Source organism: Pseudomonas sp. 24 E 13 (genome assembly GCF_900004715.1).
Classification (GTDB): Bacteria; Pseudomonadota; Gammaproteobacteria; order Pseudomonadales; family Pseudomonadaceae; genus Aquipseudomonas; species Aquipseudomonas orientalis_A.
Genome location: NZ_CVTO01000023.1, coordinates 1 through 3,049, shown reverse-complemented (window position 1 = coordinate 3,049; position 3,049 = coordinate 1). Strand labels below are relative to the sequence as shown.

The window sequence follows — 3,049 nt, the reverse complement described above, 5'->3', positions numbered from 1 at the left end:
GCCAGCGCGCTCAACGGCAGCGCCAGCCACAGTCCCGCCATCGAGTACTTCATTTCAGCGCAACTTCTTGATGCGTTCGCTCGGGCTGATCACGTCGGTCAGGCGAATGCCGAACTTCTCGTTGACCACCACCACCTCGCCATGGGCGATCAGCGTGCCGTTGACCAGCACGTCCAGCGGTTCGCCGGCCAGGCGGTCCAGCTCGATCACCGAGCCCTGGTTGAGCTGCAGCAGGTTGCGGATGTTGATTTCGGTGCTGCCCACTTCCATGGAAATCGACACTGGAATGTCCAGGATCACATCCAGGTTGGGGCCGTCGAGGGTCACCGGGTCGTTGTTTTTCGGCACGCTGCCGAATTCTTCCATCGGCAGGCGCTTGCCGGCCGGCGCGGACGCGGCGTCGGCGGCCAGCAGCGCGTCGATGTCGTCCTGGCCGACATCGCCGGTTTCTTCCAGGGCCGCAGCCCACTCGTCAGCCAGGGCCTGGTCTTCGGCGGAAGTGTTTTCGTGTTCGGTAGCCATTACATGTCCTCGGCGTAGCAAAAATGAATGTTGATCAGCGGCGGTTGATCGGTTCGATCACTTGCAACGCCAGGTTGCCTTTGTGAGAGCCGAGCTTGACCTTGAACGACGGCACACCGTTGGCGCGCATGATCAGTTCTTCCGGCAATTCGACGGGGATCACGTCTCCCGGCTGCATGTGCAGAATGTCGCGCAGGCGTAGCTGGCGACGGGCCACAGTGGCGCTCAGGGGCACGTCGACGTCCAGCAGGTCTTCGCGCAGGGCCTTGACCCAGCGCTCGTCCTGGTCGTCGAGGTCGGACTGGAAACCGGCGTCGAGCATTTCGCGCACCGGCTCGATCATCGAGTACGGCATGGTCACGTGCAGATCGCCGCCGCCGCCATCGAGTTCGATGTGGAAGGTGGACACCACAATGGCTTCGCTCGGCCCGACGATGTTGGCCATGGCCGGGTTCACTTCCGAGTTGATGTACTCGAAATTGACTTCCATGACCGCCTGCCACGCTTCCTTCAAGTCGATGAAAGCCTGCTCCAGCACCATGCGCACCACGCGCAGTTCGGTGGGCGTGAACTCACGGCCTTCGATCTTGGCGTGACGGCCGTCGCCGCCGAAGAAGTTGTCCACCAGCTTGAACACCAGCTTGGCGTCAAGGATAAACAGCGCGGTGCCGCGCAACGGCTTGATCTTGACCAGGTTGAGGCTGGTGGGCACGTACAGCGAGTGCACGTATTCACCAAACTTCATCACCTGCACGCCACCCACGGCGACGTCCGCCGAGCGGCGCAGCATGTTGAACATGCTGATGCGGGTGTAACGGGCGAAACGTTCGTTGATCATTTCCAGGGTCGGCATGCGTCCACGGACGATGCGATCCTGGCTGGTCAGGTCATAACTTTTGACACTGCCGGGCTCGGCAGCCATTTCGGTCTGCACCAGACCATCGTCCACGCCATGCAACAGCGCGTCGATTTCATCCTGGGACAGCAGGTCTTGCACGGCCATGTCGTGATCCTACTGCAATACGAAGTTAGTGAAGAGCGCCTGCTCTATCACGACTTTGCCGAGCTCTTTCTGGGCCACTTCCTGCACGCTGGCAGTGACCTTCTGGCGCAGCATTTCCTGGCCCACCGGGGTGGCCAGGCTGTCGAAGCTCTGGCCCGAGAACAGCATCACCAGGTTGTTGCGGATCACCGGCATGTGCACTTTGAGCGCGTCCAGGTCCGCCTGGTTGCGCGCCAGCAAGGTGATGCTCACCTGCAAGTAGCGTTGGCGACCGTTCTGATTGTAGTTGGCGACAAAGGCCGGCAGCATCGGTTCGAAGATTGCCGGTTGCTTGACGTTAGTGGCGGTGTCGGCGGCAGGGGCAGGTTTGCTTGCGTTGCTGTGCATGATGTACCAGGTGCCGCCAATCGAGGCGCCAATGGCCAGGAGCAGGCCCAGCACAATCAGCAGGATCAGCTTGAGCTTGCCTTTGCCTTTGCCTGCCGGGGGAGTTGCTGCGTCGTCGCTGTTCGCCATGCCAATAATCCGTCACTATTCGGGAATTCATAGATATACGGATAGGCAAGAGCAAGTGTTATGCCAGAGTTGTCTGGCGCCAGGGCAACACAAATCAAATGTGGGAGGGGGCTTACCGCCGATAGCAGTGTGTCAGTCAACAAATCTGTCGCTGATACACCGCTATCGGGGGCAAGCCCCCTCCCACACTTGGATCTCTATTTGACTTGGGTCAGGCGTAGTAGTCGACGGCGCTGGAGCCGATCACGGTGGAGGTCACGGGCTTGACCGCTTCAGCCACGTCAACGTGACTGCCGGTGTCAGCGCTATCACCTCGCCGGCCGCCACTGCTCACACCCCGCGCCTGGTTTTGCTGTTGCTGCTGCTCCTGCCCCCGGGACTGGTCGGACACGTTCACATCCACCTGCCCCATGCCCTGCTGGGCGAACATCTCGCGCAAGCGGCCGGACTGGCTTTCCAGCGCTTCACGCACCACGGCATGGCCACTCATGAAACTGACCTGGGCCTGCTGGTCGGGCGTCATGCTGACCTTGATATCCAGGCGCCCCAGTTCGGCCGGCTGCAATTGGATTTCGGCCGACTTGAGGCTCGCGCTGGAGAGGTACATCACGCGGTTGACCACTTCTTCGGTCCAGCCGCTCTGGTGCATGGCCAGCGGGGCGTTGATCACCGGTGGCAAGGCGTTGGCGGTTTTCGGCGTGGCGGCCTGGGTCAGCGCGGCCAGGCGGTTGGCGAAGTCATCCACGCGGGTGTCGCTGTCGGCACGCTTGAGGTCCTTGAGGCCGTCATCGATCAGTGCGCCAAAGGCCTTGTCGCCGCCGTTATGGGTGCTGTCCTTGGTGGCTTGTTGATCGACCATCGTGGCCAGGCCGGCGGCAAAATTCTGCGCGGCGGTCGGTTGATCCTGGACCGTGGCTGGCGCGGCTTTCTGGGTTGCCTGGCTGCCGGCCGACACATGACCGCCCTGCTCCATTGCCAGGCGCACGGCAGGCATCGCGTCCAGCGGGT

At 61.8% G+C, this 3,049-nt stretch carries 4 protein-coding genes; all 4 read right to left on the bottom strand.

The features are described from left to right. Positions 1 to 54: 54 nt before the first annotated feature. Positions 55 to 522, bottom strand: a complete 468-nt coding sequence (gene fliN / locus BFP90_RS00910; protein WP_053257298.1) for a flagellar motor switch protein FliN — start codon at positions 520 to 522, stop codon at positions 55 to 57. A 34-nt stretch (positions 523 to 556) separates the two neighbouring features. Continuing rightward, positions 557 to 1,525: a flagellar motor switch protein FliM gene (gene fliM, locus BFP90_RS00905; RefSeq protein WP_065884557.1), complete on the bottom strand. Its 969-nt coding sequence runs from the start codon at positions 1,523 to 1,525 to the stop codon at positions 557 to 559. 9 nt (positions 1,526 to 1,534) lie between these two features. Next, positions 1,535 to 2,041, bottom strand: a complete 507-nt coding sequence (fliL, locus tag BFP90_RS00900) for a flagellar basal body-associated protein FliL (protein WP_065884556.1) — start codon at positions 2,039 to 2,041, stop codon at positions 1,535 to 1,537. 211 nt (positions 2,042 to 2,252) lie between these two features. Continuing rightward, positions 2,253 to 3,049, bottom strand: a 797-nt coding sequence (locus tag BFP90_RS00895; RefSeq protein WP_176717997.1) for a flagellar hook-length control protein FliK, incomplete at its 5' end; no start/stop codon positions are given.